The 4,292-nt window shown below is 65.0% G+C and carries 5 protein-coding genes, 1 pseudogene and 1 riboswitch; of the genes and pseudogenes, 4 read left to right on the forward strand and 2 right to left on the reverse strand.

The features are described 5' to 3' along the window. Nucleotides 1–41: 41 nt before the first annotated feature. Nucleotides 42–245, reverse strand: a complete 204-nt coding sequence (locus tag ACAM49_RS38980) for a hypothetical protein (protein ID WP_369640536.1) — start codon at nucleotides 243–245, stop codon at nucleotides 42–44. 173 nt (nucleotides 246–418) lie between these two features. Between ACAM49_RS38980 and ACAM49_RS38985 the strand changes: the two are divergent. The 3 genes and pseudogenes from ACAM49_RS38985 (at nucleotide 419) to ACAM49_RS38995 (ending at nucleotide 1,981) form a co-directional block, all read left to right on the forward strand. Beyond that, nucleotides 419–1,316: pseudogene (locus ACAM49_RS38985) on the forward strand (helix-turn-helix domain-containing protein). Next, a complete protein-coding gene (locus ACAM49_RS38990) occupies nucleotides 1,313–1,510 on the forward strand; it encodes a DUF397 domain-containing protein (RefSeq protein ID WP_369640537.1) in 198 nt (65 codons plus the stop codon). Before ACAM49_RS38985 ends, ACAM49_RS38990 begins: the two are co-directional and overlap by 4 nt. 84 nt (nucleotides 1,511–1,594) lie before the next feature. After that, a riboswitch (guanidine-III (ykkC-III) riboswitch) is annotated at nucleotides 1,595–1,657 on the forward strand. Nucleotides 1,658–1,666: 9 nt separating this feature from the next. Beyond that, nucleotides 1,667–1,981, forward strand: coding sequence for a multidrug efflux SMR transporter (locus ACAM49_RS38995; RefSeq protein ID WP_369640538.1), 315 nt, complete (start codon nucleotides 1,667–1,669; stop codon nucleotides 1,979–1,981). Nucleotides 1,982–1,984: 3 nt separating this feature from the next. Here ACAM49_RS38995 and ACAM49_RS39000 read toward each other — a convergent pair whose 3' ends face one another. After that, the gene (locus ACAM49_RS39000) at nucleotides 1,985–2,641 is read right to left on the reverse strand and encodes a hypothetical protein (RefSeq protein ID WP_369640539.1); all 657 of its coding nucleotides are present in this window, start codon (nucleotides 2,639–2,641) and stop codon (nucleotides 1,985–1,987) included. Nucleotides 2,642–3,000: 359 nt separating this feature from the next. Between ACAM49_RS39000 and ACAM49_RS39005 the strand changes: the two genes are divergently transcribed. Continuing rightward, entirely contained in the window at nucleotides 3,001–4,239 is a 1,239-nt protein-coding gene (locus ACAM49_RS39005; protein WP_369640540.1) for a hypothetical protein, read from the forward strand. Nucleotides 4,240–4,292: the final 53 nt, after the last annotated feature.

Here is a 4,292-nt window from a genome sequence, read left to right on the forward strand (position 1 = left end):
GGAGGGCCGTGAGGACGGCGATCTCGGCGGGGGTCATGGGGTCACCTACTGGGTTGGGTGCGGTGGCGGCCGGTGGAATGGGTTGGCGGACAGGGGATGTCGATGTGACCGCCCGTGGACAAGGAGAGGCGGAGGGTTTCGCCGTTACCGGGGTGGTTGACCCGGTAGGAGTCCCAGCAGGTTCGGGCGATCACGGTGAGGCAGAGCGCGATGATGGACAGCAGCGCCCAAGCGTCCCAGGACATTTCAGACTCCCTTTTTGCGGAATACTTGCGAAATTCGGTGTGGCGCGCCGAATTCAAGTAGACACCGGGCAGCTCGAATTGACACCATTTAGGAGTGAATTACGTCCAACTCGTTGGAGGTCCACGGTGGACCGGTCCGTGAAGGAGAATCCCCAGATAGCGAGGCTAACGAAATGGTCGGATCTACTATCCCCAAAAGGGCATTCGGACGATTTCTTCGCAAGCTCCGTGAGCAGGCAGGCGCTTCATTGTTGATGACCAGCCTGCACATAGATACGTCCAGACAGACCGTTATGCGACTGGAGGACGGGCAGCCGACCAAAATCTCCACGCCGCAACTCGAGTCGTTGCTGACGCTCTATAACGTCACCCCGGCGGTCCGGAAGGAGGCACTGGAGCTGTGGCAGGAGGTACGGCGGCAGGACAAGACCGCGAAGCTACAGGGCACCTACAAGGGATGGTGGCAGGCTTACGCCGACCAGTACCTCTCGCATTTCGACCACTACATGCGGCTGGAGGAGCGGGCCAATCATTTGGCAACGCACCAACTGGCGATGATGCACGGCCTGTTGCAGACCCCGCAGTACCGCCGCGCGATCATCGCGGCCACCGAGCCCGGCGTGTCCGAGACCGATATGGCGCCGACTGGAGCTGGCCGCTCGCCGACGGGAGAAGCTCTCCGACAAGAATTTCCGGCTGGACGCGCTGCTGTCGGAGGCGGTGCTGCGCCACCGGCTGGACGGCCCGAAGACCATGCGGGAGCAGTTGCGACATCTGGCCGAGATCAGCTGCCAGGACAATGTCTCGATCCGCATCATCCCGTTCAGCGCCGTTCTCGATGTCGGTGTGGCGTTCCAGTCGTTCACGCTGCTCGAATTCCCGCACCTGGCAATCAATTTGATCGAGCCACCCGTCATCTACGTGGAGGGCACGGAAGGAGCTCTCTACCTCGAACAAACGACGGTGATTACCCGCTTTCGGCAGGCGATCAACGGTATTCAGCAGGTAGCGTTGAGCGAAAGCGACTCCAGAGATCTGGTGTCGACGATCGCGAAGGAGTACAGCGCGTGATCAACGAACTCGCCAACGCGGAGTGGTTCAAGTCCTCCCGATCCGCCAACGCCTCCGAGTGTGTCGAGGTCGCCTTCGTGGGCGAAAGGGCACACATCGTCGGAGTGCGCGACTCCAAGGATCCGACAGGTCCGGCGCTCGTGTTTTCCGGGGAGCAGTGGGATCGGTTCCTCGGGAGCGGTCTCTGCGGGTGAGCGATCTGGTGATCTCCGCTGATGGAGGCGGAGATCACCGGTAAGGAATTTGCCCCGATCGCTGGATGTTTGCCATCTTGGTAGGTAGTTCCCGATTGGGGACCCGGACGATGGAGCCGTACCCGGTGTGCGACAAGACGGCCTTCGGAGGTTGTCATGTCTTGGCTGGTGCTGGTCGTGTCCGGGGTTTTCGAGGCCGTGTGGGCCACTGCGCTGGGGAAGTCGGAAGGGTTCACCAAGCTCGGGCCGAGTGTGGTGTTCGGTGTGGCGCTGGTCGCGAGTATGGCCGGGTTGGCGTATGCGATGCGCGGGTTGCCGGTGGGGACGGCTTATGCCGTGTGGGTAGGGATCGGGGCGGTGCTGACCGTCGTCTATTCGATGGCTACGGGTGGGGCTGCCGTCAGTGCGGTGAAGCTGCTGTTGCTCGGTGGGATCGTGGCGTGCGTGATCGGGCTGAAGTTGGTCGGGTAGCCGTTATTTGGGGGGCTCCAGTTTGACCGTGTCGGCGGGGATGGCGGGGACCGATTGGACCGTCTGGGTTTTGGCGGCGGGGTCCGGGAGCAGGAGTCGCCAGTCCTCGGAGACCCAGAGGACGGTTTCCGCCGTCGCGGTGATGCTGGCGTCGGAGTAGGTGGCGTAGACGGTGAGGTCGGCGCGGTCGGGGGTGTAGTTGGTGATCTTGTAGGCGGTGATCCGAGGGGCGACCACCGGATTGGCGGGGGCGGTGACGGAGATCTGGGCTCGGGCCAGGACCCAGGAGTCCTTGGCGGGACCCGGAATCAGCGAGATGGCCGCGACTTGTGGCCAAACACCGTCAGGGGCTAGAGACAGCCGGGTGCTGTGGTTGATGGCGGCCAGGGCCGCGCCCTGCGGAGTGTGGGAGTAACCCGCGGCCGTGGTGCCGAGTTTGCTGGGACCGTCATGGTCGCCGATCGGAAGCTGGACGCCCTGATAGTTTTCCCAGCGTACGTTCGCGGGGGCCCGGCCCGGATCGACCGTCGTCGTCTTCGGCGCGGAGGCGTTGTTGTCGCCGACTCCGCAGGCAGAGGCGGTGAGGGCGCAGGTCGTCAGCAATAATGCGGCCGCCCTGTAGGCGAATGTTTGCGCATAGTGTGCTGGCTTGGCGCGCATGGGGATTCCTTCGGGTAGATCACGCGGCGATCGAGAAGCATTGGGGTGACGCGGGTTCGGATGCCGGAGCAGGATCCGGTTGATCCTACGAGTCAGGCTCGGTTGGGTTTAACAATTCGTCACTCCTGTCACGGAACCGGTTGTGGGGTTTTACGATCCGGGTAAGATCAGGGCCGCAACACGATCATTGCAGGTGGTGGGGTTTCATGACGGATCATCGGGGCCCGCCCGGTTCCGATGGGCCACCTGGGTGATCGGCCGGTGGTAGGGATGGCCCCCGTGATGCGAAAGGCCCTGGCATCCGGGACATTCGGGTCGCGAGCCCGGCGCTGTCCGTTCGGTGAATGGGAATTGGGGACATGAAGAACAAGCGAACTTCGATCCTGTTGTCGATGCTGCCCATAGCGCTGGTTGCCGGCCAAGGAGTTGCGGCGGCCGTCCCGGGACAACCGGGGTTGGCTGTTCCGGGGGATGGACAGCCCGGATTGAGTACGCCGCAGCCGCCGGTGAATTCGGCCCCCAGCCCGGCGGATTGGATTCCGGACCCGCCCGTCGCTCCCCCGAACCGGCCGCGGCCCAAGCAGCAGACCCAGCCGCAGCAGGACACCATCATCCAGCCGCAGCAGACGCAGCCGCGGGTCCAGCCGACGGAACCGGAGGCTACACAACCTGATCAGCAGGCGAATGCGCCAGAAGTTATGCCTGCTGATCCGCATAAGCTGCGGGTCGGCACAGGCCAGGTCGAGCTTCCTGACTTCATCGACGTGAAGACGCGCGACAAGGTCCAGGCATACGCCGACATGGCCGAGTGGCAGATCGCCGCGATGTACGACAATCTCGGATTTTCCCGAGAACAGTCCGACCGCATGGCGGCAACCAGCACGGCAGGAGCAGTGCTGGGCGGTGTCATCGCCACCGGGGCCACAGCCATCGCGCTCCCCGTGGGTTGCGTGGCAGGCGCAGTCGTCGGTGGCGTTGCAGGCGGTTTGATCGGAGGCATTCCGACCGGCGGTGTCGGAGCCCCAGTGGGTGTCGTGGCAGGCGTGGTGCCTGGCTGCATCGTCGGTGCCGCTGCGATCACCGCACCCGCATGGGTGATCGGTGCAGTGGTTGGCGGCATCGCGGGCGGCGCGCTCAGTGGAGGCGATGCGACCAAACCCGCGCCCGCGATGCCCACGGCGCTGATCGATACCGCTGCGCAGGTGCCGGTTTCGGCCGATGGCACCGATCCGGCGACGGGTTCGCCCTGGGTGCAGCCGGTTTCGGCGATTGCCAATCTGCCCGGGGTGCCCGCGCCGGTCGCGCAGGTGGCGACGCCGGTGGTGGAGGCCGTCGCGCCGGTGGTGGAGCAGGCCGTCACCGCGGTCGAGCAGGTGCAGCCGGTGGTGGAGGCCGCGGCGCCGGTGGTCGAGCAGGCCGTCACGGCCGTGGGTCAGCAGGTGAGCGCGGTGCTGCCGCAGGCCGCGCCCGTGGTGGATCAGGTGGCGGAAGCCGTGAACACACAGGTGGATTCGCTCCGGACTGCAGTGGCGCAAATGCCCGCGCTGACCCCGGAAGCATTCATGGCCGCGCTACAGCCCGCCGCGCCCGGTGCGTGACAGAAACACCACGGGCAACGCCGTGACCACGAACACCCCCACCCCCGCCGACT

This window comes from Nocardia sp. JMUB6875 (assembly GCF_041154655.1).
Classification (GTDB): domain Bacteria; phylum Actinomycetota; class Actinomycetes; order Mycobacteriales; family Mycobacteriaceae; genus Nocardia.